The sequence below is a fragment of the Nocardioides houyundeii genome (assembly GCF_002865585.1).
Lineage (GTDB): Bacteria > Actinomycetota > Actinomycetes > Propionibacteriales > Nocardioidaceae > Nocardioides > Nocardioides houyundeii.
The window spans coordinates 3,762,554-3,785,656 of the sequence record NZ_CP025581.1 but is presented as its reverse complement, the minus strand read 5'-3'; the positions used below and the strand labels follow the sequence as shown (position 1 = coordinate 3,785,656).

The 23,103-nt window shown below is 71.8% G+C and carries 25 protein-coding genes, 1 pseudogene and 1 CRISPR repeat array; of the genes and pseudogenes, 18 read left to right on the top strand and 8 right to left on the bottom strand.

Features of this window, described 5'->3' with window-relative positions:
• Window positions 1-136: 136 nt before the first annotated feature.
• Window positions 137-897: a CRISPR direct-repeat array (repeat unit 29 nt; unit sequence GTCCTCCCCGCTCACGCGGGGGTGCTTCC).
• Window positions 898-1,100: 203 nt separating this feature from the next.
• Window positions 1,101-1,421 carry a hypothetical protein gene (locus C0R66_RS18835; protein WP_158648132.1) on the top strand — a complete coding sequence of 107 codons (321 nt, stop codon included), beginning with the start codon at window positions 1,101-1,103 and terminating at the stop codon, window positions 1,419-1,421.
• On the opposite strand, the gene C0R66_RS18225 is transcribed toward C0R66_RS18835, so the two are convergent.
• A complete protein-coding gene (locus C0R66_RS18225) occupies window positions 1,418-2,659 on the bottom strand; it encodes an oxygenase MpaB family protein (RefSeq protein WP_101525903.1) in 1,242 nt (413 codons plus the stop codon). The two genes, C0R66_RS18835 and C0R66_RS18225, sit on opposite strands and share 4 nt — an antisense overlap.
• A 368-nt stretch (window positions 2,660-3,027) precedes the next feature.
• Between C0R66_RS18225 and C0R66_RS18220 the strand changes: the two genes are divergently transcribed.
• The 3 genes from C0R66_RS18220 to C0R66_RS18210 all read left to right on the top strand — a co-directional run bounded on the left by C0R66_RS18220 (window position 3,028) and on the right by C0R66_RS18210 (window position 5,383).
• Window positions 3,028-3,678 (top strand): maleylpyruvate isomerase N-terminal domain-containing protein, encoded by a 651-nt coding sequence (locus C0R66_RS18220; RefSeq protein ID WP_101525902.1) that lies wholly within the window; start codon window positions 3,028-3,030, stop codon window positions 3,676-3,678.
• Window positions 3,679-3,781: 103 nt separating this feature from the next.
• Complete coding sequence (locus tag C0R66_RS18215; RefSeq protein WP_101525901.1) at window positions 3,782-4,426, top strand: NADPH-dependent F420 reductase; 645 nt, start codon at window positions 3,782-3,784, stop codon at window positions 4,424-4,426.
• A gap of 279 nt (window positions 4,427-4,705) precedes the next feature.
• Window positions 4,706-5,383 (top strand): superoxide dismutase family protein, encoded by a 678-nt coding sequence (locus C0R66_RS18210; RefSeq protein ID WP_101525900.1) that lies wholly within the window; start codon window positions 4,706-4,708, stop codon window positions 5,381-5,383.
• Window positions 5,384-5,412: 29 nt separating this feature from the next.
• On the opposite strand, the gene C0R66_RS18205 is transcribed toward C0R66_RS18210, so the two are convergent.
• The gene (locus C0R66_RS18205) at window positions 5,413-6,288 is read right to left on the bottom strand and encodes an AraC family transcriptional regulator (RefSeq protein ID WP_101525899.1); all 876 of its coding nucleotides are present in this window, start codon (window positions 6,286-6,288) and stop codon (window positions 5,413-5,415) included.
• A gap of 185 nt (window positions 6,289-6,473) precedes the next feature.
• Between C0R66_RS18205 and C0R66_RS18200 the strand changes: the two genes are divergently transcribed.
• From C0R66_RS18200 to C0R66_RS18170, 7 genes are all read left to right on the top strand, one after another.
• Window positions 6,474-7,856: an APC family permease gene (locus C0R66_RS18200; protein ID WP_101525898.1), complete on the top strand. Its 1,383-nt coding sequence runs from the start codon at window positions 6,474-6,476 to the stop codon at window positions 7,854-7,856.
• Entirely contained in the window at window positions 7,853-8,245 is a 393-nt protein-coding gene (locus C0R66_RS18195) for a hypothetical protein (protein ID WP_240311749.1), read from the top strand. Before C0R66_RS18200 ends, C0R66_RS18195 begins: the two co-directional genes overlap by 4 nt.
• 28 nt (window positions 8,246-8,273) lie before the next feature.
• Window positions 8,274-8,732 carry a DUF350 domain-containing protein gene (locus tag C0R66_RS18190; RefSeq protein ID WP_101525896.1) on the top strand — a complete coding sequence of 153 codons (459 nt, stop codon included), beginning with the start codon at window positions 8,274-8,276 and terminating at the stop codon, window positions 8,730-8,732.
• On the top strand, window positions 8,732-10,000 hold the full coding sequence (locus C0R66_RS18185) for a glutathionylspermidine synthase family protein (RefSeq protein WP_101525895.1): 1,269 nt from the start codon (window positions 8,732-8,734) through the stop codon (window positions 9,998-10,000). The genes C0R66_RS18190 and C0R66_RS18185 overlap by 1 nt, the downstream gene beginning before the upstream one ends.
• A 17-nt stretch (window positions 10,001-10,017) precedes the next feature.
• Window positions 10,018-10,743 (top strand): hypothetical protein, encoded by a 726-nt coding sequence (locus C0R66_RS18180; RefSeq protein ID WP_101525894.1) that lies wholly within the window; start codon window positions 10,018-10,020, stop codon window positions 10,741-10,743.
• Between the two features lie 31 nt (window positions 10,744-10,774).
• Entirely contained in the window at window positions 10,775-11,347 is a 573-nt protein-coding gene (locus tag C0R66_RS18175) for an MOSC domain-containing protein (RefSeq protein ID WP_101525893.1), read from the top strand.
• Between the two features lie 78 nt (window positions 11,348-11,425).
• Window positions 11,426-11,863 carry a hypothetical protein gene (locus C0R66_RS18170; protein WP_101525892.1) on the top strand — a complete coding sequence of 146 codons (438 nt, stop codon included), beginning with the start codon at window positions 11,426-11,428 and terminating at the stop codon, window positions 11,861-11,863.
• A gap of 166 nt (window positions 11,864-12,029) precedes the next feature.
• On the opposite strand, the gene C0R66_RS18165 is transcribed toward C0R66_RS18170, so the two are convergent.
• The 3 genes and pseudogenes from C0R66_RS18165 to C0R66_RS20375 all read right to left on the bottom strand — a co-directional run.
• Entirely contained in the window at window positions 12,030-12,644 is a 615-nt protein-coding gene (locus tag C0R66_RS18165) for a hypothetical protein (protein WP_158648131.1), read from the bottom strand.
• Between the two features lie 74 nt (window positions 12,645-12,718).
• Window positions 12,719-13,171 (bottom strand): class II glutamine amidotransferase, encoded by a 453-nt coding sequence (locus C0R66_RS19765; protein ID WP_241901514.1) that lies wholly within the window; start codon window positions 13,169-13,171, stop codon window positions 12,719-12,721.
• A 58-nt stretch (window positions 13,172-13,229) separates the two neighbouring features.
• A pseudogene (locus C0R66_RS20375) lies at window positions 13,230-13,550 on the bottom strand (class II glutamine amidotransferase); the annotation flags it as partial.
• Between the two features lie 111 nt (window positions 13,551-13,661).
• Here C0R66_RS20375 and C0R66_RS18155 point away from each other — a divergent pair.
• From C0R66_RS18155 to C0R66_RS18130, 6 genes are all read left to right on the top strand, one after another.
• Window positions 13,662-14,492 carry a sulfurtransferase gene (locus C0R66_RS18155; RefSeq protein WP_101526366.1) on the top strand — a complete coding sequence of 277 codons (831 nt, stop codon included), beginning with the start codon at window positions 13,662-13,664 and terminating at the stop codon, window positions 14,490-14,492.
• A gap of 146 nt (window positions 14,493-14,638) precedes the next feature.
• On the top strand, window positions 14,639-17,473 hold the full coding sequence (locus tag C0R66_RS18150) for an amidase (protein ID WP_101525890.1): 2,835 nt from the start codon (window positions 14,639-14,641) through the stop codon (window positions 17,471-17,473).
• Window positions 17,474-17,580: 107 nt separating this feature from the next.
• Window positions 17,581-18,159 carry an ArsR/SmtB family transcription factor gene (locus C0R66_RS18145; RefSeq protein ID WP_101525889.1) on the top strand — a complete coding sequence of 193 codons (579 nt, stop codon included), beginning with the start codon at window positions 17,581-17,583 and terminating at the stop codon, window positions 18,157-18,159.
• On the top strand, window positions 18,156-18,947 hold the full coding sequence (locus C0R66_RS18140) for an SRPBCC family protein (RefSeq protein WP_101525888.1): 792 nt from the start codon (window positions 18,156-18,158) through the stop codon (window positions 18,945-18,947). The genes C0R66_RS18145 and C0R66_RS18140 overlap by 4 nt, the downstream gene beginning before the upstream one ends.
• 212 nt (window positions 18,948-19,159) lie before the next feature.
• A complete protein-coding gene (locus C0R66_RS19170; protein ID WP_101525887.1) occupies window positions 19,160-19,534 on the top strand; it encodes a hypothetical protein in 375 nt (124 codons plus the stop codon).
• A gap of 34 nt (window positions 19,535-19,568) precedes the next feature.
• Window positions 19,569-19,865, top strand: a complete 297-nt coding sequence (locus tag C0R66_RS18130) for a hypothetical protein (protein WP_101525886.1) — start codon at window positions 19,569-19,571, stop codon at window positions 19,863-19,865.
• Window positions 19,866-19,898: 33 nt separating this feature from the next.
• Here the strand turns inward: C0R66_RS18130 and C0R66_RS18125 are convergent, their stop codons facing one another.
• Together C0R66_RS18125 and C0R66_RS18120 are read right to left on the bottom strand one after the other, a co-directional pair.
• Window positions 19,899-20,555 (bottom strand): sensor histidine kinase, encoded by a 657-nt coding sequence (locus tag C0R66_RS18125; protein WP_101525885.1) that lies wholly within the window; start codon window positions 20,553-20,555, stop codon window positions 19,899-19,901.
• A gap of 3 nt (window positions 20,556-20,558) precedes the next feature.
• Window positions 20,559-21,248 (bottom strand): response regulator transcription factor, encoded by a 690-nt coding sequence (locus tag C0R66_RS18120; protein WP_101525884.1) that lies wholly within the window; start codon window positions 21,246-21,248, stop codon window positions 20,559-20,561.
• 110 nt (window positions 21,249-21,358) lie between these two features.
• Here C0R66_RS18120 and C0R66_RS18115 point away from each other — a divergent pair, with 110 nt between their 5' ends.
• Window positions 21,359-22,177 carry a GTPase domain-containing protein gene (locus tag C0R66_RS18115; protein ID WP_199286741.1) on the top strand — a complete coding sequence of 273 codons (819 nt, stop codon included), beginning with the start codon at window positions 21,359-21,361 and terminating at the stop codon, window positions 22,175-22,177.
• Between the two features lie 7 nt (window positions 22,178-22,184).
• On the opposite strand, the gene C0R66_RS18110 is transcribed toward C0R66_RS18115, so the two are convergent.
• The gene (locus C0R66_RS18110) at window positions 22,185-23,084 is read right to left on the bottom strand and encodes a GNAT family N-acetyltransferase (protein ID WP_101525883.1); all 900 of its coding nucleotides are present in this window, start codon (window positions 23,082-23,084) and stop codon (window positions 22,185-22,187) included.
• Between the last annotated feature and the right edge of the window lie 19 nt (window positions 23,085-23,103).

The following is a 23,103-nucleotide window of genomic DNA, read 5'->3' as shown; positions in this document are numbered from 1 at the left end:
GGATCGGCCCCAGATCCGAGCGTTGCCGACACGGGGGTGCTTCCGTGGACCCTGGCTCGCGTGGCTGTGTCGGCTCGTCCTCCCCGCTCACGCGGGGTGCTTCCATAGAGCACCAGGTCACCCACGGGCAGAACCTGTCCTCCCCGCTCACGCGGGGGTGCTTCCGTTCGGCGGGAATCGGGACGAGTTCTTTCAAAGTCCTCCCCGCTCACGCGGGGGTGCTTCCGTTGCGGACCAGGCGAAGTTGTCGATTGAGGCGTCCTCCCCGCTCACGCGGGGGTGCTTCCGCTCAGGGCGGTGTTCTCAGCCCACGCCTGCGGTCCTCCCCGCTCACGCGGGGGTGCTTCCTTCATCAATAACGTCTGGGAGCGCGGCACGTCGTCCTCCCCGCTCACGCGGGGGTGCTTCCATGGACCTGACTCCCGACGACGACTTCCTGTCGTCCTCCCCGCTCACGCGGGGGTGCTTCCCTGGAGAAGGCGTTCGCCTGGACGAAGGTCTCGTCCTCCCCGCTCACGCGGGGGTGCTTCCTCCCTCAAGGATCTGACGAACGAGCAGCGCCAGTCCTCCCCGCTCACGCGGGGGTGCTTCCTTCCACGACGGCAAGGCATGGCTCGCCCATCGGTCATCCCCGCTCACGCGGGGGTGCTTCCGACTTCGTGCACCCCGGCAACTGGTACGGGGTGTCCTCCCCGCTCACGCGGGGGTGCTTCCGAGCCCATGCAGGCGTGGCAGATCGGCCAGCTGTCCTCCCCGCTCACGCGGGGGTGCTTCCTCAGCCTGGATGGACAGGCACAGCACCCCGCCGTCCTCCCCGCTCACGCGGGGGTGCTTCCGTGCCCAGGTCGACCACCGGTCGTGGTGACCTGTGCTCCCCGCTCACGCGGGGGTGCTTCCGTGTTGGCCGGCCAGGCGGCTCCGCGCCTCCGCCACGCCGATGCGGTGGCTCACCAGGTCATTGAGCGCCTGCAGTCGTCGCGGGTCGGCGGTCATGGCTGCATCTTGTCCTCTGCCTCGTGCCCCAGGGGCGTCCATTTCGTCATGGCGCCGGCTCACGCTCGGCGGCGACCAAGCTCACTATGCGTGGGACGCTGGGCGACATGGAAGAGCGGGATATGCAGATCGTCCTCGTCGATGAACGGGACAGTCACTGGGAATCGACGACACCTCGGTTCCGTGTATATCTGCAGACGAAAGGAGGCCCCCGTCTTTCACATTCCACGGCCACGTACGACGTGATCGGTGGAGATGTGATGAAGGTGATCGACTGGGCCGCTGCGGAGGCGGGTTCTGACCTGGCGTACGGGGTTGCGCTCGTGCACGACGACGCCTTGGCCGAGCAGACGAACCCCGGCTGTGGGCGCGGATTGATCTGGTTGGTCGGGCGGGACCTGAACGACTCGTCCTCCGTCCCGGACTAGGAATCCTCGCCCGCGGTCCCTCTGGCCGGGTGCGCCTGCCCGTCGGGTGCGGCGTCGACCAGGTCGTGGTGCACCGAGTACCGCGCTCGGAGCCGGGCGTCCTGCTTGAGCCGGTATCGATCGCCCCAGCCGGTGCGCGGTCCGAGCGTCCCCGGGATCCGGTCGATGACCCGGTTGGCCGAGCCCAGCACCGGACCCACCGCCCGGATCAGGTGCTTCACCCGGGTGTTGGGCACGCCCAGCTCATCGGCGATCTCGTCGCCCAGGAAGACGCGCTCCAAGCCGTGCACCACGGGTGGGGCGACGCCGTACAGCCGTCGGTGGGGGAGGAGCTGCTCGATCTCGGGCACCAGGAACTCGGAGTTGATGGAGCCCACCAGCCGTCGGCAGTAGTCGTCGACCTCCGGCCGGGTGAGCAGGTAGATCTCCTCCAGGGCCTCCTGCTCCTCGCGATCACGAGGCAGCAGCTCGGCGTCGATGCCCAGCAGGTGTCCGATGTAGCGCCAGCGCGCGTAGTAGCCGGCCACCTCGCCGGGCAGGTAGGGGGCGCCGATCGCGCTCATCCCGCGCAGGGGGATCAGGCAGAACTCGATGAGGGTGTAGGCCATGAACGCCTGGCTGATCGGCACGCCCCAGGCCTGGAGGTCCCAGCGGTCGTCGCCGGAGAGGGCATGCCGGACCAGGGCATGGATGATCCGCACCCGCACGGTCAGCTCGAAGCCGGGGGCGAACCGGTGCAGACCGCCCGGGGTCGTGGACTCGACCAGCCAGGAGCCGACCTCGATGGTGCGCGCTCCCGCGTTGTCGAGGTAGCGCCCGGTCAGCTCCAGCGGACGTGAGGCTGCGGAGTTGGCGTAGCCGCTGACCAGCGAGGCGGCGCCCAGGACGACCCCGGCCTGTCGGGTGTAGCGACCCAGGTGCTTGGCGGAGGCGTCGATCTCGGCCAGGTCCACCCAGTCCGGTACGGCGTCGAGCTCAGCGAAGAGCGCCCGGAGCGACTCGGGGGCGTCGGTGACCGAGGAGATCCCGTCCCGGCAGGCGGCGCGGAGAATCTTCATGGCACGGCCGTGGCCGATGGTGGCGAAGTCGGCGACGAAGGCGTCGGCGTGGGGGTCGCCGTCCCACATGGCGTCGAAGTACGTCGGTGCGAGGTCAGGGAAGCGGGCGGTGGCCCGGTCGGCGAAGCGCACGCTGCTGGGCAGCGGCGGCCGAGGGTTGCGCGCTGTGCTCTGGGTCACATTGGCAGCCTATGCTCATCGGCGTTCCGATGACGTTCCCGTCCGAACCCATACCGATTGCGCGGGCGTGCAAGTCCGCAGCGTGCCATATTGAGCCATGGTTCAGCAGCCCAAGCGCATCCCTGGCCAACGCAACCCCGTACCTGACGCGGACGCGCCCATGCATGTCGCCCGGGAGAGCTGGATGGGTGGCCAGGGCTACGGGATCGCCCGTGCCGTCAACGCCCTTCTCGACTGGCGCAAGCGCCGGAAGGCACGGAACAGTCCCTAGACCTGGACCACGAGCGGTTCCGCGGTATCTCCTGGGTCGCCCTCAGTGGGTGAGCGGCTCTTGACGCCGGCCCGATCGGCGCCGCTACCGTCGGCGGATGCCACTCTCCTTCGCCGGGACGCTCGATCGCTCGCTGGTGCCGCGCGCCGCCGACGCGCTGGCGCCTCTGGTGCGGGCCCCCGAGGTCGAGAACGCCTGGCACCTGGAGTCCGCCCTTCCCGGGATGACCGTGGGCGGGGTGGCCAGACACCTGGTCAGCCAGCCGGAGTGCGCCGTGGAGTTCCTTCGGGCTGAGACGCCTCGCGACGCAAACCCGCTGTCCCTGAAGGACTACTTCGATCGGGTGGACTGGCTCGGCGCGCCTGTGGACGCCGTGGAGAACACCTCCATCCGTGACGACTTCAACGCCATGGCCCAGGCCGGACACGCCGACTCCGTCGCGGTGCTCGACCGGTCCCGGGACGACCTGCCCGCCGCCATCGCCGCGGCCGGTCCCACGACGTACGTGCCGTGGCAGGGGTGCGCCCTGGCGCTCGACGACTTCCTGGCCGTCCGTCTCATGGAGCTCGTGGTGCACGCCGACGACCTGGCCACCAGTGTGGGTCGACCCACGCCGGTCTTCGGCGACGAGGTCGACGAAGTGGTCGCGGCCCTGCTGGCCTCGTTGTCGCTGCGTCGACACGGGTTCCAGGTGGTGCGGGCGCTGTCCCGCGCTGAGCGTTCCTCGGGGTCCGTCTCCGCGTTTTGACGCAGGCCTGCTGTCGGGGGCAGCAACCCGTCGGGACCAGGCAGAACCCGTTGGCATCCTTCACCCGGCGGAACAATGCGTCGGCGTAGGCCGTTCGCCCTCTATGACAAACATCGGCTTCATCGGCAGCGGCAACATCGGCGGCACCCTGGCCAGGCTCTTCGCGGCCCAGGGTCATGACGTCGTCGTCAGCAACTCGCGCGGGCCCGAGACGCTCGCGGACCTCGTCTCGGAGATCGGTGAGCGCGCCCGAGCCGCCACCGCCGAGGAGGCGGCCCAGGCCGGGGAGGTCGTCGTCGTGTCGGTGCCGTTCCTGGCCGTCGACCAGGTGCCGGTCGCGCCGCTGGCCGGCAAGGTCGTCATCGACACCAACAACTACTACTTCGAGCGCGACGGCCACGTCGCCGAGATCGACGCCGGCGAGACCACGCCGAGCGAGATCCTCGCCGCCCACCTGCCGCAGTCGCAGGTGGTGAAGCTCTTCAACGCCATCCAGGCCGGCCACCTCGCCACCAAGGGCGTCCCCGCCGGCACCCCCGGTCGTCGTGCCCTGCCGATGGCCGGTGACGACGCGTCGGCGAAGGCGACGGTCACCGCGCTCACCGACGAGATCGGCTATGACGTGGTCGACGTCGGGCCGCTCTCCGAGGGCTGGCGCTTCGACCGCGACCAGCCGGCGTACGGCGCGGAGGTCGACACCGCCGGTCTCACCGAGCTGCTCGCGCAGGCCAAGCGCGGCGCCGTCTAGCGCAGCAGGCCATGCTGCTGGAGGACCTCGCCGTCCTCGCGACTCCCGAGCAGCGGGAACGGGTGATCCGCCGGCACGGGCTCACCCCTCCGGATCCGGCGTTGGTCAGAACCGGTTGATCAGCCGCCGGGACACGACCTGGCCGGTCTCACACCGAGACAGCGGCCTCGCTGGGCGCCGGGCCGTGCGGTGAGCGATCCGGCCGTTGCGCCGCCGGGCCGGAGCAGCCACCGTGGAGAAGGTCCGATCAGACCAGACCCTCGGGAAGGTGTGAGGAAGATGCGGGAAGGCTTCACGGCACTCAGGCTCACCTTGGCAAGTGCGGCAGCGCTGGTCCTCGTCGGCGGGACCGCCGTGGCCAGCGGGACCGCGAGCGGCGACGACAGCCGGTCGCCCGGCAAGCACGGCGGCAGGCACGGGGGCCATCACGGCGACTACCCCGGCTGGGGTCACCCCGGCCACGGCCACCACCACCGCGCCGGGGTCGAGCGGGTCGCGCTCAGCGGCGTCGACGGCGCCCGGATCGGCTTGGCGACGCTGCGCGAGAAGCACGGCCACGTGCAGGTCGACGTCATGGCCCAGGGGCTCACCCCGGGCTTCCACGGGTTGCACGTCCACGGCACCGGACTGTGCGAGGCCGACGCCCCGGACGGACCCTTCACCACGGCGGGCGGCCACTACGCCGGCGACAGCCCCGAGCACGGCGACCACGCCGGTGACCTGCCCCCGCTGCTGGTGACCGACGACGGTCGCGCGTGGAGCAGCTTCGTGACCGACCGGTTCACCCTTGACGAGCTGCGCGACGACGACGGCTCCGCAGTGATGGTGCACAGCGGGCGCGACAACTTCGCCAACATCCCCGACCGCTACGCCGCCGGCGGCGTGCCGGGGCCGGACGCGACCACGCTCGCCACCGGCGACGCCGGCACCCGCGTCGCGTGCGGGGTTATCGACTGAACGCCTCGGTGCGGCGCCCGGGCCGGCGGCTACTGCGGCTCCACCGGCAGCCAGAGCTCGCAGGTCGCCGTACCGGCGTCGGCATCGAAGGCGAGCATCGCGACGATCTCGGGCCCGGGACGCAGCCGCCACGGCTGTGAGGGGAACCACGTCGTGGCCGTCGCCGCCCACGCGTCCTGCAGCGCCTGCGGGTGCGGCCCCTCGGTGCGGAAGACGGCCCAGGTGCCGACAGGCACGTCGATGACGTCGAGCCCGTCGGGCGGGGTGCCGGTCGTCGCCACGCCGTGCAGATAGGTGAGCTCGCTGCCCTCGGCACGGTCGGGGTCGAGGTCGTCGCTGACGGCCAGCACCCCGGCGGGCTCGGTGTCGTTGAGCGCCTTGAGCCGCATGGTCTCCTCCGCCGGGATGGCAGCGACGTGCTCGGCGATGTGCGGGTTGACGCCTTGGTGGGTCAACGGCACGCGCGTGGCGTGACCGACGAGCCGGAGGGCAGGCAGCAGGATGATGCGGGTGTCCATGGGGATGCTCCCTTCGACTGTCAGGTGGAACCTGATCCGTGGTTGTGTGCGTAGGGGACCTCCGCAACGCCGTACGTCGCCAGGGCTGGCGCCGTGCACCGCACGGAACGCGCGCCCGAACGCCTCCGCCGAGCCGTAGCCGTACCGGACCGCGACCGTCAGCAGGTCGTCGTTCGGCTCCGTGAGGTCGGCGGCGGCCAGCGACATCCGCCGCCGGCGTACGTACTCCGAGAGCGGCATGGCCGCCAGGGAGGAGAACATGCGGCGCAGGTGGTGCTCGGTGGTGCCGAGTCGCGTGGCGAGGCCGCCGACGTCCACCGAGGCGGACGGGTCCGCCGCCAGGTGAGACTCGATCTCGTCGACGGCGTGGTTGAGAGCGGCGATCATGGGTGGAAGTCCCTCCTTGTGCTCCTCAGCCTGAGGGACGCGGCGCCCTCCGCGCCCGATCTTTCCGGGCGGATGCGGTCACCCTCGGGGCGTTCCGGCGGCCGGGCCCTGGACTACGCTGACCACCGCTGCTGACCCACAGCGCCGAGCGCCGCAGCAGCCCGGTCGAGAAGCAAGGACACCCGATGCCCGAGTCCCTCCCGGCGGCCGCTGCCCCGCAGCAGCGTCCGCTGGCTCGCGGGTCGGTCGGTCTCTCGGTCTCGACGGTCTTCTCGCTCGCCTCCACTGCGCCGGCGTACTCCCTGGCCGTCACCGTCGGGCTGCTCGCCGCGCTGGTCGGCGACGCGGCGCCGCTGCTGCTCGCCGTCTCCGCCATCCCGGTGGTGCTCGTCGTCCTCTGCTTCGGCGAGCTCAACGCCGCCGAGCCCGACTGCGGCACCTGCTACGCCTGGACCACCAAGCCGTTCGGCCGACGGGTCGGCTTCCTGACGGGGTGGGTGGTGATCGCCGCCTGCGTGCTGGTGATGACCAACCTGATGCAGGCGGCCGCGATCTACGGCTACACGGTCGTCGGGCTCGAAGGGCTGGCTGACTCCCGGCTCGCCCAGGCGGGTGCCGGGATCGTCCTGCTGGTCGTGATGGCGGCCCTGGCCGCGCGTGGCATCACCCTGGCCGCCCGCACCCAGGTGGTCCTCTTCGCAGTCGAGGCGCTGCTGCTGCTCGCCTTCGCCGTCCGGGCCGCCCTGGCGACTCCCCTCCCGGCTCCACTTTCGCCTACGACCGGGACGACGATCGCGGACCTCAGCACCTCGAGCGTGGTCGCCGGCTTCCTGGTCGCGGTCTTCCTCTACTGGGGCTGGGACTCCTCCTTCGCGGTCAACGAGGAGTCCGCGGACCCGGCCGGCACCCCGGTCCGCGCGGCCCTGATCGCGATGGGCGTGCTGGTCGTCCTCTACGCCGGGTTCGCCTGGGCCGTCACCGCCTACGCGGGGGTCGACCGGCTGGTCGCGGTCGGCGAGGGGGACGTCCTGGCCGAGTTCGCCACCAGCCTGATGGGCTCGACCGGGGGAACGGTCCTCGCCGGCGCCGTCCTCGTCTCCGCCCTGGCCAGCGCCCAGACCACCATCCTCCCCTCGGCCCGGGCGATGTTCTCGATGTCGCGCCGCGGCGACCTGCCGTCCACGCTCTCCCGGGTCACCGGGCTCGGCTCCCCGGCGCGGGCGACCTGGGTCTTCACCGGCCTCGCCGCCGGCGCGTACGCCGTCCTGGTCGGCACCAGCGAGGCGGTCCTGGCCGACTCGGTCGCCGCCACCGCGCTGCTCGTCTCGGCGTACTACGCGCTGACCTGCGCGGCCGTCCCCTTCTACTTCGGACGACGCGGCAGCGCTGAGCGCCCTGTGCGGCGCAGGGTTGTTCCGCTGGCCGCAGTGGGTACGTTCGGCGCAGCCCTGGTCCTGAGCGTGCGGGACAGCTCGACGACCTCCCTGGTCGCCGCCGCGCTGGTCCTCGGCACCGGGCTCGCCTACCCCAGCCTGACCCGTCACTCCCAGCAGAGGCAGGACCGATGACCACTACGCCACGGCGACGCATGCGCTCGGCCTCGGTCGTGCTCGGCGTCACGGCCCTCGCGGCGTCCGGGCTGACCGGCTGCGCCACCACCTCCGCCGACTATGCCGCGGTCTGCGTCGACCCCGACACCCAGGAGCGGGTGGATGACGACAACTGCGACACCAGCCGCGACTACAACGGCGTCGCCACGGGGTTCTTCTGGTACTACCTGGGTGCCAGCTCCCGGGTGCCCCCGATCGGCGGGTTCGCCACCGGCGGCACCTGGCGCGGCAGCGGGCTCAACGGGACCGTCCAGCGCGGCGGGCTCCCGACCACCGGCGGCTCCACCGTGAAGTCCACGACCACCAAGGGCGGGTTCGGCGGTTCCAACCGCGGCTTCTCGTCCTGACCTGCCCCACCCCCGACCAGGAGAACCCGTGACCGACCTGCTGAACGCCGTCTTCCACGCCGTCGTCTACGCGCTGGTGTCGGGGGTGATCCTGATCGCCGCCTACTACGTCCTCGACCTGGTGACCCCCGGCCACCTGGGCAGCCACCTGCACGGCACCGACGAGTCCGGGAAGGCCTCGGTCCACCTCCAGTCCCGCTCCGCGGGCCTGGTCGCCTCGTCGTGGATGGTCTCCAACGCCCTGGTGCTCTTCACCGCGATCTGGACCAACGGCGCGACCGACCTGGGATGGCCGTTGGCCTGGACGGTCTCGTTCGCCGTCCTCGGCGTCGCGCTCAACGCCGCCATGCTCTTCGCCATCGACGCGGTGACGCCGGGCAACCTGCGCCAGATCGTCACGGAGCCGGGCCCGGTCCGGCCGCTGGCCTGGTTGGCCGCCGCCTCGGCGCTCTCGGTGGCGGCCATCGTCTGCGCCAGCATCGCCTGATGTGGCGTCACGCGATCAAGCCGCGCCCCGACTGGGAGCGGATCGTCACCGAGCAGGGCCTCGTCTTCCCGGTCACCGAGCTGCCCGACGGCACCTCGCGGCCCTACTGGAACGAGTCCGCCTGGTATGAGGTGACCGGCGACGAGGTCGACGCCCTGGAGGCCGCCACCGAGGAGCTGTGGGCGATGTGCGTCGACGCCGCCGGGCACATGGCTGCGACGATGTCCGACCAGCGTCTCGGGCTGCCGCCGGGCACGATGGACGTCGTACGCCGCTCCATCGCCCGGCAGGACCCCTCGCTCTACTCGCGATTCGACCTCGTCTACGGCGCCGACGCCTCCATCAAGATGCTGGAGATCAACGGCGACACCCCCACCGGGCTGGTGGAGACCGGGGTCGCCCAGTGGCGCTGGCTCGAGGACCTGATGCCCGAGCTCGACCAGTGGAACAGCGTCCACGAGCGGCTGGTCGCCGGCTGGCAGCGGCTGCGCACCTCCGGCGCCACCGATGGCGACGAGCTGCACTTCTTCTACGACCTCGGCGAGGGCGACAGCTACGACGACGGCGAGATGGAGATGACCGCCCACTACCTGATGGACACCGCCGTCCAGGCCGGGTTCGCCACCCTCGCCCACCCGATGGCGGAGGTCGGGTGGAACCCGGACGCCCACGAGTTCCGCGACGCCAACGACTACCGCGTCCGCAACGCCTTCAAGCTCTACGCCTGGGAGCAGATGCTCGCCGAGCCGTTCGGGCGGCACGTCGTCGAGGAGCGCGAGGCGCGTCCGGTCAACTGGTTCGAGCCCGCCTGGAAGGCGATGCTGTCGACCAAGGCGCTCCTCCCGGTGCTGTGGGAGCGCAACCCGGGCCACCGGCTGCTGCTCCCCGCCTACTTCGACGACCCCGGCGACCTCGAGAACTGGGTCGCCAAGCCGCTGCACGGCCGGGAGGGTGACAACATCCGCATCCACCTCGCCGATGCCCTGGAGGACATCGAGATGCCGGGGTCCTACGGCGCGGAGGGGTTCGTCTACCAGGCCTTCACCGACGTGCCGGTCTTCGACGGCAACTACGTGGTGATCGGCTCGTGGGTGATCGACGGCGAGGCCGCGGGGATGCTGGTGCGCGAGTCCGACGGTCCGATCACCGACTACTACGGCCGGGTCTGCCCGCACGTCATCTCCGACGCCCTCTCCCCGGACGACGCGCAGCGCCAGGCGTGGCTGGCCGAGCGAGTCGGACCGAGCGCCCCGACGCCGAACCGCTAGGGCGGACGAGCGCTCAGGTGGGCCTCGGCTTTACGGCGGCGGTCTTCCTCGTCCTGCTCCTGGTCACGGAGGGTTGGGAGATGGAGTACCGGCTCGAACTTCTCGCATTCCCGGTCGGGTTGGGGCTGCTTCCGGCGACTGCCCACACTGTCTGGGAGAAGACCCTGTCTCGGCGTCCGCTCGGCGTCGCCATCGCGGCCACTGCCGCCGTTGTGGTCGGCGGGGCCTTCATCATGGCGAGCCCGGTGATCTGGTGCATCGGCTACCGCGGCCCTCAAGCCGGCGCGTGGCACCTCGGCTTGCTGGTGCCGGCCTGTGCACTGGCGGGCAAGGTCCTCGACACCCTGCTCCCCGAGAAGAAGCTCCCCACCTGGCGCACTCCGCGGGACGACGACGAGTGGCTCGGGGTGCTGGCCGGCGTGCTGCGCCTGCGCGCGGAGATGCCAGAGCAGCGGGTGCGCACCATCGTGGCCGAGGCGCAGGGGCACGCGGTGGAAGCGGGTTCCCCGCTGCAGGAGGAGTTCGGGCGCCCCGAGGACTACGCCGCGCAGTTCCCGGTGGACAAGCGCAACCGAACCCGTCGACAGGCGTGGGGCTATTCAGCTATGACCCTGCCCGCCGTCATCATGGCCCTCCCTCCCGACGGCAGCTGGAACGGCTGGATCCTGACCCTGCTGTGGGGCTCCCTCGCAGCCGGCAAGTGGAGAGAGGTGCGGCGCTCCGCGTCGCCCGCGGCGGAGTGATGCTGAGGGCCAGCGGTGCCAGGATGTCGTCATGCCCCCACCCCGTGTCGTGGCTGTGAGCCGCGACGAGACCCACCGCTTCAGCAAGGTGCCGGCCGAGTCGATCACCCTGGTCGCTGGGCTCGGGGTGCTCGGTGACGCGCACGCCGGCACCCTGGTCCAGCACCGCTCGCGGGTGCGCCGCGACCCCAACCAGCTCAACCTGCGCCAGGTCCACCTGATCCACGCCGAGCTCTTCGACGACGCCCGCGTGCTGGGCTACGAGCTGGGCCCGGGCGACCTGGGCGAGAACGTGCTCACCGCCGACCTCGACCTGCTCGGGCTGCCGACCGAGACGCTGCTCGACCTCGGCGGGCCCGTCGTACGCCTGACGGGGCTGCGCAACCCGTGCGTGCAGATCGACAGGTTCCGGCCCGGGCTGCTCAAGGTGGTGCTCGCCCGCCCGGACGGTACGCCGACAGCCTCGCCCCGGGCCGAGAGCGCCTCGGTGATCCGGAAGGCCGGGGTGATGGCCGTGGTGGAGCGCGGTGGGGAGGTGGTGCCGGGGCAGCCGATCACGGTCACCCTGCCCGAGGGCCCCGGCACGCCACTGATTCCGGTCTGACCAGGTGTGCCCAGGTGGGCGCCGAGGATAAGCCTGAATGCTCAGGCGTCCGGGGTCGGTCCGGGGCAGGATGCCGTCATGCTCCGGACCTCGCTCGCCACCAGCGCCCCGCGCATCCTGGTCGTCGCCCTCTCGCTGCCGGTCGTCTTCGGCGTCTGGCTGGGCTCGTTGTTCCTGCTTCCGGCCGGCTCGCCGCTGCTGGTGCTCTCGCTGGTTCCGCCAGCGCTGGTGGTGTGGGCGCTGCTACGGAGTCAGGGGCTGGGGATGAGCGGCAAGGCCGACGCCCCGCCGGTCCGCGACCCGTCGACCGTGGCGCTCCTGCCGCTGTTGGGCGCCCCCGTGCTGGCCTTCGGGACCTGGGTGACGTTGCTGCTCATCGGCAGTGCCCTCGGGGTGCTGCAGCTGATCATGCCCTCGGGACCGCCACACCCGGTGGCGGACGAGTGGGCGGCTGGCTCTGCGATCCTCGCGCTGGTCTCGGCGCCGCTGTGGTGGTCACTGCTCCGCCGGCGCTAGCCCCCGGACGCCGTAACCGGGAGATTCCTGTCGAGGAGATTCTTCGAACTCCGGGACACGACTCGGTGAGGCACGACAGAATCTCTGCCAGACGCTGCAGGTGACCCGAGACGCCTGCAGCGTCTGCTATTTCCTACCAGGGTGTGCCGGGACGCGCGGTGCTGGCTCAAAGTAGGAAGTAGTCCTGGTCCGCGACCGTCTTCCAAGAGCACTTCTTCCTGCTCTTCCCCTTCACCTTGCGGCACTTCTTCAGCTGGGCCTTGACCGAGTCCGCCTTGCGCGGGTCCGCCTGGACCGTCGCGACGTAGAAGAAGCGGACCCGCTCGCCGTCGATCCGCAGGATCTTGCTGCTGGACCGCTTGAGGGTCACGACCTTGCGTCCGGAGACCTTGATCCGCAGGCGCTGCGCCTTCGGGGTGGTCCCGTACATGTCGACCCCGAAGATCGGGTCCGTGCCCACGGCACTGAAGTGGCCCTCGATCTTGAGCACGCGCCGATCGCCGACCAGCTTGTCGGAGGTCATGTCACGGCAGGACTCGATCGGGTCCGCCTCGGGCCGGGTCACGTGCGTCATCACCACCCGGGTGCACAGGGCGGGGCCGTTGTCGTAGCCCACGCCGGGGCCGATCTGCACGTCATAGCTGTAGTTGCCCAGGCTGCCGGCGGTCAGCGGGTAGAGCGCGGTCGGATCTGCCGAGGCGGAGGAGGCGGCGACGACGCTGCCGGCGCTCAGCACGACAGAGAGGGCTGCAAGTACGGCGGTGCTTCTGGTCCTGCGCATGTCCATGGTCCGTTCCCCCGGGTGACTGGTCGGCAGCATGCTAGGCGGAGAGGCGCCTCGTGGACAGGGTTGCGTCACGGGGAGATCGGGCGGAACGCACTCTCCTCTGCGCGTCCGCCGCGGACCACCAGGCAGGTGGACTCCGGGATCTCGCGCCAGGCGCCGGCCAGGTCTCCGAAGGGTTCGGAGACCACGACCATGGTGTCCTCGGACAGGTCGTGCAGGACCGGGTGGTCGGGGTGCTGCGCCTTCAGGGTGGCGATCTCGGTGTTGTGGAACAACGTCCGCGAGTCACCCACGCTGGAGTAGCGGAAGGCCCAGGTGGACTCACCGTCGGTCGTGGCCACCGTCATCTGGAGCGGGGACGCGACACCGTGGCGCTGTCCCGTCTCCTCGATCAGCCCCACGGCGCGCGCCACCGCGGTGAGCGGGTCGTACTCCAGCCCGTAGGTGAGGGCGAGGTAGAAGAAGTACTCCGAGTCCGTCGAGCCCTGGACCAGCGGGAAGAGCGCCGGGTCGACCGCCATGCTCAGGTCGCGCTTGACCGCCGGGAACTCCGCGATCCCCCCGGTTGTGCATCCACAGCCAGCGACCGTGGCGGAAGGGGTGGCAGTTCGTCTGCTGCACCGGAGACCCCGTGGTGGCGCGGACGTGGGCGAAGATCCGGTCGGAAAGCACCTGGGCGGAGAGCTCTCGCAGGTTGAGGTCGTTCCAGGCCGGCTCGGTGCTGCGGTAGCGCCCGGGGGTGCCCCGGGCGCCGTACCAGCCGATGCCGAAGCCGTCGCCGTTCACCGACTCCGCCCCCAGCCGTGAGTGCTTGCTCTGCACCACCAGGGAGTTGTCGGGCTTGAAGAGGAGGTCCTCGAGAAGGATCGGCGAGCCCGAGTACGCGAGCCAGCGACACATGGCTGCCTCCTCTCCTGCTCAGGATAGGTGTCCGCCCAGACGATGCCCAGGGCGTCGTGGGCCGGGTCGGCACGTCGCTGGCCGGCACCGCTGCGGCTGTACGGTCGGGACATGGTCGAGATCCCGCGTCAGGTCAGTGTCGAGTGGCTCCTGGACCACCAGGACGACCCGTTGCTCCGGATCCTGGACGCCACGGTGCACCTGCGTTTCGACGAGACCGGGGCGTACGTGACCTCGGGCCGCGCCAGCTATGAGGAGCAGCACCTCCCGGGCGCCGCCTTCGTCGACCTGCTGACCGGTCTCAGCGACCCCGATGGAGAGGCGCCGTTCGCCGCGGTCGACTCCGCGCGGTTCGCCCGGCTGCTCGGCGAGGCCGGGGTCGGCGACGAGCATCACGTCGTGGTCTACGACTCCGAGAACGGCATCTGGGCCACCCGCCTGTGGTGGCAGCTCGGACTGGAGGGCTTCGACCGTGCCTCCGTCCTCGATGGCGGGCTCGCCGCCTGGCAGGCCGCGGGGCTGGAGACCGCCACCGGTGTGCAGACCTACCCGCCCGCCACGTTGACCGCGCGCCGGCGCCCGGAGCGGATCCGGTCCACTGCCGAGGTGGAGGCCGCGGTCGAGGACCCGAGCGTGCTGCTGATCAACGCACTGGGTCGCGAGGACTTCGCGCGTGGGCACATCCCCGGGAGCGTGAACGTCCCGTTCGGCGAGCTCGTCGGGGCGGACGGTCGGCTGCGTCCGGTCCAGGAGCTGCGGGAGCTGTTCGCGGCCGTCGGTGCCCTGGACCCGGGCCGCCGCCCGGTGACCTACTGCGGCGGCGGCATCGCGGCCACGGCGGCGGCGCTCGCGCTGGCCGAGGTCGGCCGGGACGACGTCGCGGTGTACGACGGGTCGATGAACGCCTGGACCGCGGACCCCGATCGCCCCCTGGAGCGCTGAGCCTAGGGATGCTGGGCCGCCACCGACGAAGGCGACCGCTGAATTAACACGCGGGCAACACCACGGCAACCCGGTGAAATCTGTGGCAGGTGAGGTGGGTGTCATCCCCCGTGACCAAGGGGGCTCTCCTGAACCGAGGTACTTCCATGTCCTTCACCACTCACCGGGCCCGCGGGTCCTCCCACCGGCGCCGGCCCCTGCTGGCCGCCGCCGGGCTGTCGGTCTCGCTGGCCGCCGTCTCCCTCGCCATCCCCGTCGGCGCGAACGCCTTCACCTACGTCACCGACGCGGCCGGCACCGCCTGGGGCATCCAGGACGCCGCGGCACCGGGCGCCGACACCGGATCCATCCGGGCCACGCAGGAGGGGACCGGCGTGCAGGCGCCGTACTCCACCATGCTCAACGGCTACGGGGGCATCCGGGTGCACGTCGACACCCCGGCGCCGCACCGCTTCGACGGTGCGCTGATGCGCGGCTTCGGTCTCACCGAGCAGGAGACCGGTCGTTTCGAGTCCACCAAGTCCGTGGACCTCTCCGGCATCCGGATGACCCGCAAGGTCGACGTGTCGCGGCCCGACGGCTACGGCCGCTGGCTCGACACGTTGACCAACAGCACCGACGCCCCCGTCACCGTCGAGGTGGCCTTCGGCGGCCAGACGGGCTACGGCACCAGCGGCACCAACGCCAGCTCCGTGGTCGCCAGCTCCTCCGGCGACGCCGCGCTCGACGCCTCCGACGTCTGGACGGTCTCGGAGTCCGGCAGCGGCGGCAGCACCTGGCAGGGCCCGACCGGCACCGTGGCGGGGTCCTTCGACCGCAGCGGCAACTGGCTCCGGGACACCTTCACCCAGGGCTACTCCGCGGTGGGTCACGACCGGAACTACCCGGCGTACGTCAACCGGCTCACCCTGGCGCCCGGCAAGAGCGCGTCCCTGCTGCGCTACGTCGTGGTGGGCAGCCGGGTCACCGCGGCCACCGCGGCGAGCGAGCGGGCGGCAGTGGCGGCCCAGGCCGCCGAGCTCGCCGCGAACCCCGACCTCGCCGGGCTCAGCGCCCTGGAGGTCTCCTCCATCGTCAACTTCGACGTGCCCGGGGCGACCGGCGCTGCCACCGTCCCGCAGCCGGCCCCGGCCGTGGAGCCGGAGCAGGTGACCTCGGTCGGCTACGACGTGGTGGACAAGACGATCGCCGAGCTCCAGGCCGACATGACCGCCGGGGTGACCACGTCGGTGGAGATCACGAGGGCCTACCTGGACCGGATCGCGGCGTACGACGAGGGGCCGTTCGCCTTCAACGCGTTCAACGCCGTGGCCAGCGACGCGCTCGTGCGCGCCGCCGAGGCGGACGCCGCCCGCGCAGCGGGTCGCACCGGTGCGCTGCTCGGGATCCCGATCGCCGCCAAGGACCTCTACGACACCGCGGACATGCCGACCACGAACGGCTCGCTCACGTTCAAGGACTTCTACCCGGCCCAGGACGCCTACCAGATCGCCAAGCTGCGAGAGGCCGGCGCCATCATCATCGGCAAGGCCGCCATGGAGGAGTACGCCACCTCCGGCTCCTACTCCGACAACGCCTTCGGCACCGTCTGGAACGCCTTCGACCCGTCCCGGTCGGCGCTCGCCTCCTCGGGCGGCTCCGCCGTGGCCACCGCCACCAGCCTCACCGCTGCGGCGCTGGGGTCCCAGACCGGCGACTCGCTCTACGCCCCGGCCGCCGCGGCCAGCCTGGTCACCCTGCGCGGCACCGACGGCATGCAGTCCGACCGCGGCGTCATGCCGCTGTCCTGGCTCCAGGACTACGCCGGTGCGATGACGCGCTCGGTCTCCGACCTGGCCGACATCCTCAACGTGGTCTCGGGCACCGACCCGCTCAACCCCGAGACGGCGGAGGCTGACGCGCACCGGCCCGCGGACTGGCAGAGCGTGCTGGACGCCGACGCCCTGCGCGGCAAGCGCATCGGCTACATCCCCAGCACCTGGACCGACCCGTACGGCACCACGGCCGTCGTCGACGCCTCGGTAGCGGCGCGGACGCAGGTCCAGGCGGCGGGCGCCACCCTCGTGGAGGTCGCCGACAGCCCCGTCGCCCCGACCCGGCCCAACGTCAACGTCAACTGGGAGGGCTGGGCCCGCTACCTGGAGTCCCACCCCGAGCTCGGCATGTCCTCGCCCGCCGAGGTCGTCTGCTCCCAGCTGAAGCTGCCGTACACGACCTACGACCCGTCGTACTGCGCCTCCACGGTCCGGATGACCCCCGCGGAGGAGACGGCCTGGCGGAAGTACCGCACGGACTACCAGGAGAACATCGACGCCTGGATGGACGCCAACAACCTGGACGCGGTGGTCTACCCGGCACTGCTCTCGGAGATCTCGCTCAACGACGGCGGCGGCAACCGGTCGAGCTTCGGCCGCCGGGACACCCCGTCCGGCTCCTCGGGGGTGCCGACCGTGGCGTTCCCCGTCGGCACCGACGCCAACGGCGATCCGGTGAGCCTGCAGTTCATGGGCCGCGCCTGGGACGACGCGGAGATCGTCGGCTACGCCTACGCGATGGAGCAGCTGGTCGACGGCCACGTCGCCCCGGACACGGCTCCGGCCCTGAAGGTGAAGACCGGCGCAGGCACGCCGACGCCCACCCCGGGTACGCCGACCCCCACGCCCGGTACGCCGACGCCGACGCCCGGTACGCCGACCGTGGTCCCCACGCCGGTCCCGGGTCACGCCAAGGTCAAGGTGTGGACGCCCAAGAAGGTCAAGGGCGGGAAGAAGCTCCGCATCACCCTGCGGGGCGCCAAGCCGGGCAAGAAGGTCACCGTGGTCTTCAACGGCAAGCGGATCACCAAGAAGGTCTGGAAGAGCGGCGTGGTCAAGCTCAAGGTGGCCACGCCCGACGTCCGACGGACCAAGCGGATGAAGCTGAAGATCCGCGGTGCGGGAGTCAAGCCCGCTGTGGTGCGCAAGATCTGGGTCCGACGCTGACCCGAAGCTGAAACGCGGCGCCCGTCCCGAGCAATCGGGGCGGGCGCTGTTGCGTCCATGCTCCGACACCCTTGACAAGACTTTTTGTCAAGGGCACGCTGGAGTGCATGCAGGACATCGAAGTCATCGAGAGCGTGCCGGCCGCCGCCGCCGCGCTGGACCCGGTCCGGGCCCGCTTGCTCGCCGAGCTGGCCGTCCCGGCCTCCGCCGCCGGGCTCGCCGCCCGGGTGGGCATCACCCGCCAGAAGGTCAACTACCACCTCAAGGCGCTGGAGACCCACGGCCTGGTGGAGCTGTCCGAGCAGCGCCGGCACGGGGGCATCACCGAGCGGGTGCTGCAGGCCTCCGCCGCCTCGTACGTCGTCTCGCCCGCCGCGGTCAGCGCGTCGGCGGCCGACCCGGACGCCAACGCCGACCACCTCTCGGCCGGCTACCTCGTCGCCCTGGCCGGTCGGCTGGTGCGCGAGGTCGGTGCCCTGGCGCGTCGCGCCGGCGCCTCTGGAAAGCGCTTGCCCACCTTGACCATCGACACCGAGATCGGGTTCCGATCCGCCGCCGACCGCGCCGCCTTCGCCGACGACCTGACCGCCGCGGTGCTCGACCTGGCCGCTCGCTACCACCACGACGACGGGCGCCCGCACCGGCTCGTCGTTGCCGCACACCCACTACCGGAGGAGAGCCCATGAGCACCACCACGAACGTCCCGTACCGCCTGGAGTTCACCGTCGAGGTACCGGGCACCCCCGAGCAGGTGTGGCAGGCCATCGCCACCGCCAAGGGCATGAGCGCCTGGTTCACCCCCACCGAGATGGAGGAGCGCGAGGGCGGCTCCCTGTACTTCCAGATGGGCCCGGACATGGGCTCCGAGGGCCGCGTCACCGGCTGGGACCCGCCTCGCCGCCTCGTCTACGAGGAGGACTGGGCCGCCCTGATGGGCAAGGAGCCGGACGCGCTCAGCCCGCTGACCTCGGAGTTCGTCGTCGAGGCGCAGTCCGGCGGCACCTGCGTGGTGCGCGTGACCAGCAGCGGCTTCGGGACCGGCGCCGAGTGGGAGTCGGAGTTCTGGGACACCATGGGGCCCAACTGGATCCCCTTCTTCGACAACCTGCGCCTCTACCTCGCCCACTTCACCGGCCAGGAGGCCACGCTCCTGGAGGCCGCCGCTTCCCATCCGGGTGATCCGCAGTCCCTCCTGTCGACCCTGCGCGCCGCGCTGGGGCTGGGAGAGGAAGGGTCGGAGGTCGACGTGCGCGGTGCCACCGGCACCGTCGAGCGGATCGCCCAGAGTCAGACCCTGGTCCGGCTCACCGCGCCGGTGCCGGGGATCCTCAACGTCTTCGCCTTCGCCGAGGGCGAAGGGAAGTCGACGGTGGGCGTCCGGGCGTACCTGTTCTCCGCCGACGCCGCCGACTACGTACGCCGTGAGGAGCCGGGCTGGCAGGCCTGGCTCAAGGAGCTCCCCGTCTCAGCCTGAACCCCAGGCGCTACCGGAGGCGTTGCCAGCGTCAGCTCATGGACCACATCTGGGCCACCCGCCCGTGGTGGCAGCTCGGCCTGGAGGGCTGCGACCGGATCGCCCCCTTTGCCCCGCCTTAGCCCTCCGCTGGTTCGCGCTTAACCGCGCGCGGGTGAGGCTGCGAAGAGTTGCGGCGCCACCTCGGGTGCGGCGAGATCGGGGAACGAAAGATGAACAGAGCGCTCCTGGCCGTGCTGGTCGTCGTGGTGATCGTGGTCGTCGCGGTCGCCGCCTGGCTCACCTGGGGCGGTGACGACAGCGACACCGTCACCGGCGAGTGCGAGGGCAACACCTACGAGCTCACCGTCGAGGAGGAGGACGGCGGCCTCCAGGTCACCTTCGAGCTCCAGACCAGCGACCCGGGGGCGGTGTGGGACGTGGTGATCGAGCAGGACGGTCAACCGCTCCTGCAGAGCTCGCGCGTCACCGACGACGGCTCCGAGATCGAGGTCGAGGCCATGGCGCGGGAGGACCAGTGGGACGAGTTCGTGGTGACGGCCACGCCCGCCGCCGGACAGCCGTGCGTGGCGTCCATCAACAGCTGAGGCAACAGCTGAGGCAACGAGAGAGGCAGCCCGGATGAGTGTCAGGAAGACGATCGCGACCGCCATCCTGCTCGCCCTGCCGGCCACCGCCCTGGTCGCCGCCAGCGGCCCCGCCAGTGCGGACACCGAGCGGCGCGGCGCGTGCGGGGCCGGCAGGTACGAGCTCTCGGTGGACCGCGAGGGGCCCCGCTACGAGGTGGCGCCCGACCGGGAGGGCGACCTGGAGGTCGAGCGCGTCGCGCGCAACAAGCGTGGCAGGGACACCTTCGCGTTCACCGCGCGGCGGATCGACGGCTCGCAGCAGTGCGGCGCGAGGGTGAGCGTGCGCTGAGCTCAATCGGGGTGGGCCGCAACCGGGTGAGCCTCAACCGGGAGGGCCCAGCTCCACCACGACCCGGGCTCCGCCCGCCACGGCGGCGCCCACGGTGAGCACGCCCCCGGACTCCGCGGCGGTCGCCTCGGCGATGGCCAGCCCCAGCCCGGTGGAGCCGGCGCCCGAGGTGCCCCGGCCCACCACGTCCAGCCCGCTCGGGAAGCCCGGGCCCGCGTCGGCCACGACCAGCATCGCCCCGCCCCCGGGTCGGTGGCGGCACTCCACCCGGAACCCCGTCTGCTCGGCGGTGTGGGTGAACACGTTGTCCAGCAGCACGTCCACCAACGCGCTCAGGTCCTCGGCGGCGGTGGCGACCAGCGCCGTGCCGGAGTCGACGCGCAGCTCGAAGCCCCGCCCCTGGTCCTCGGCGAGCGGCTCCCAGAAGCGGGCCCGCGTGGCCACCACGGCGCAGGCGTCACAGGCGGCGCCCGCGGCATCGCCCCGGGTGTGCCGGGACTGGCGCAGCACGTGCTCCACCACCGCCTCCAGCTCGTCGAGATCGGCGGAGAGCCGCAGCCGCTCCTCGGGGTCGGTGAGCCCGTCGATCCGCAGCCGCAACGCCGTCAGCGGGGTGCGCAGGCGGTGCGAGAGGTCGGCGGCCGCCGCCGGTCGGGGCTCGGGGGCGGCGGGGTGCTCGGGGTGCCGCACGTCTCAGCCCTCCGGGGCGGCGAGGCGGACCCCGACCCCGCGCACGGTGTGCAGGTAGCGCGGCTCGGAGGCGCTTTCCCCGAGCTTGCGGCGCAACCACGACAGGTGCACGTCGACGGTCTTCTCCGACCCGCCCCACGCCTGGTGCCACACGTCGGTGAGCAGCCGGCCCTTGGTGACCACCTCGCCGGCGTGCTCGGCGAGGTGGGTGAGGAGGTCGAACTCGCGTGGCGACAGGTCCACCGCGGCGCCGTCGAGCGAGGCCCGGCGGCCGAGGACGTCGATGTCCAGCCCGCCGACGTGCAGCACCTGGCCGGGGGAGCCGGGATCTGCCTGCGCGCGCCGCAGCACGGCCCGGATCCGGGCGTCCAGCAGCCCGGTGCTGTAGGGCTTGACCACGTAGTCGTCGGCTCCGTCGTCCAGGCAGCCGATGAGCGAGGGGTCGTCGTCGCGGGCGCTGGAGACGATGACCGGGACGTCGCTGACCGCGCGCAGCATCCGCAGCACCTGGGTGCCGTCCACGTCGGGCAGGCACAGGTCGAGGACGACGACGTCGGGCCGGTGCTCCACGGCCAGGCTCAGCCCCGCCATCCCGGACGCGGCCGAGGCGACGGCGTACCCGCGCTGCCCCAGCGTCCGCATCAGCAGCGGACGGATGCGGTCGTCGTCCTCGATGATGAGCACCTGCACCACGTCTTCGACGGTAACAGGGCGAGACGTCGTCCGCGCCCCCCGAGCATCGGACCGTAGGCTCGCCTGACGCCGCACTCCGCGACCGTTCCGCCTGTGCCCGAGGAGCCCCCGTGCCGCACCCCGTCTCCCGCACCGCCAGCCGCCTCCGCACGGTCCTGCCCGGCCCCGGCCGCTCCGCCCTGGGCGCCGGCATCGCCGGGGGTCTCCTGACCGGGCTCGCCGCGACGCCGGAACGAGTCGGCAGGGTGTTCCGCCGGCGCTTCCCGGTAGTCGCGGTGACCGGGATGACCGGGGTCGGCAAGACCCAGCTGGCCGACCGGCTCTCCCGACGCACCTCCGCCGAGGGGGCCGCGGAGGTCGGGTCGGCGGTGATGGAGCGCCGTACCCGCCGCGGGCGGCGCCTGCAGGGCTTCCGGTTCCTGGTGGTGCCGGGCGACAACGCCGCCACCCGGCTCGGGGCGCTCGACGAGGTGTTCCACGACGAGCCGGTGGACGGGGTGATCCACGTGGTGGCCCACGGCCACGCCACGCCCCGGCGTACGGCGGGCACCACCGGCCGGGCGAGCGCCACCCGGGAGCAGCAGCTCGCTGCGGAGCTGGAGGACTGGACCATCACCGCGCACCGCATCGCCGCCATGGCGGTACGCCGGGACAGGCCGGTGTGGGTGGTCATCGCGGTGACCAAGGCCGACCTGTTCGCCGACGAGCTGGACGAGGTGGTGCGCTACTACTCACCCGGCAGCGGGTCGCCGTTCGGCGACAAGGTCGACGAGCTCCGCGCGCTCGCCGGAGGGGCGAAGCTCTCGGTCGACGTGCTCCCGGTCTCCAGCCAGGGCGGGGACCGAAAGTCCGCGATCTCCACCAAGCGGGCCGGCGAGCTGGTCGACGCTCTGGCGACCCGTCTGGCTCAGCTCAGCGGCCACGTCTGAGGTCGGCTCAGCGCAGGTCGATCGCCCGGTTGACCCAGGTGCTGGCGACCTCCATCCCGACCTTCTCGTAGAGCCCCAGCGCCCCGGTCCGGCTGTCGGTGGAGAGCTGGAAGCGGCTGGCCCCGTGCTCGCGTCCGGCGCGGAAGGAGTCGGCGAGCAGCGCCTGGGCCAGCCCCCGGTGGCGCTGGTCGCGCCGGACCGCGAGCCTGAGCACGAAGCAGAACTCTTCGTCGCTCACGCTGAGGTGGGAGACGCCCGCGACCCGGCCGTCCGGGTCCAGGGCGGCACGCAGGTGCCACGGCGCGAACCCCGGCCGGCCCTGCACCGTGGCGGCGAAGTCCTCATAGCTCTGCCGCTCGCGTTCCGACCACTCCAAGAAGGCGTCCTCCACGACGGTCCAGGCATCGCGGTGCTGCTCGGGCGTGGCCTCGCTGATCAGGTAGCCCTCGGGGAGGGGGCGGGGCGGGACCTCGGCCCGGTGCGGCAGCTCCAGCAGCCACGAGGTCCAGCGCACCCGGTAGCCCAGGGACTCCAGCAGCTGGTCGCCGGGGGAGCCCACCGGCACGGGCATCCCCACCACCGTGGCGCCACGGTCCCGGGCCAGCTGCTGCATCCGCTGCGCCAGCGCCGTGCCGATCCCGCGTCCCCGGAGCCCCGGGTGCACGGCGGCATCCCCCCGGTCCCCGCCGGAGACCTCGACGTAGCCGACCATCCGGTCACCGGCGAAGACCCCCAGCGCCGACGTGCCGACGTCGTAGCTGGGGCGGGACCAGTCGGCCACGATGTCGGCCTCCTCGATCTCCACCGAGCCGAGGTCGACCAGCTCCTGGGCTGCCATCAGCTCGAAGACGGCGCGCGCGTCGTCCATGCGCAGCGGGCGGCTGGTGAGCCCGGGAGGCAGTTCCATGCCAGCATTCTTGCGCGAC